Genomic DNA, 871 nt, shown 5'->3' with positions numbered 1-871 from the left:
CGGGTACGGTGCGTCGTCGTCCTGGCGGGGTCGGCGGCTGAGGACGAGGTACACGAGTGCACCGGTGAACAGGGCCAGGGAGACGTAGTCGTTCAGGCGCAGGCCGAGGAAGTGGTTGGCGTGGTCGATGCGCAGGGCCTCGATCCAGGCGCGGCCGGTGGTGTAGGCGAGGACGTAGCAGGCGAACAGGCGTCCGCGGCGCAGCCGTCGGTGGTGAGAGCGGTCCAGCCAGAGCAGCAGTGCCATGACGCCGAGGTCCCACAGCGACTCGTACAGGAACGTGGGGTGGTAGAGGCCGACCGTGGGCATGTCGGCGGGGCGGTGGGCGGGGTCGATGTGCAGGGCCCAGGGCAGGTGGGTGGGGCGGCCGTACAGTTCCTGGTTGAAGTAGTTGCCCCAGCGGCCGATGGCCTGGGCCAGGACCAGTCCGGGGGCGGCGGCGTCGGCGAAGTCGGGCAGCTTGATGCCGCGGCGTCGGCAGCCGAGCCAGGCGCCGACCGCGCCGAGGGCCACGGCGCCGGGGATGCCCAGGCCTCCGTCCCAGATGTAGAGGGCGTGCAGGGGCTGCTTGCCGGCGGTGAAGTACAGCTCGGGGTCGGTGATCACGTGGTAGAGGCGGCCGCCGGCGATACCGAAGGGCACGGCCCAGATGGCGATGTCGGCGATGTCCTCGCGACGCCCGCCCCTGGCCTCCCAGCGGCGGCCGGTGAGCCACACGGCGGTGAAGACGCCGGCCAGGATGCACAACGCGTAGGCGCGGATCGGTACCGGACCGAGGTGCCAGACCCCCTGCGAGGGGCTCGGGAGGTACGCCAGGTTCATGGGCTCGACCGTTTCTTGCACTCAGCGGGCCCGGCGGGCGAGCCGGGAA

1 protein-coding gene is annotated in these 871 nt (G+C 71.8%); it reads right to left on the bottom strand.

The window, feature by feature from the left end; genetic code table 11:
- A partial coding sequence (gene lgt / locus AC5WRT_RS38950) for a prolipoprotein diacylglyceryl transferase (protein WP_496098942.1) occupies nucleotides 1-822 on the bottom strand: 822 nt, incomplete at its 3' end.
- Between the last annotated feature and the right edge of the window lie 49 nt (nucleotides 823-871).

The sequence above is a fragment of the Streptomyces sp. NTD91 genome (assembly GCF_059510455.1).
The sequence above is the reverse complement of the archived record's forward strand: the minus strand, read 5'-3'. Positions and strand labels throughout refer to the sequence as shown.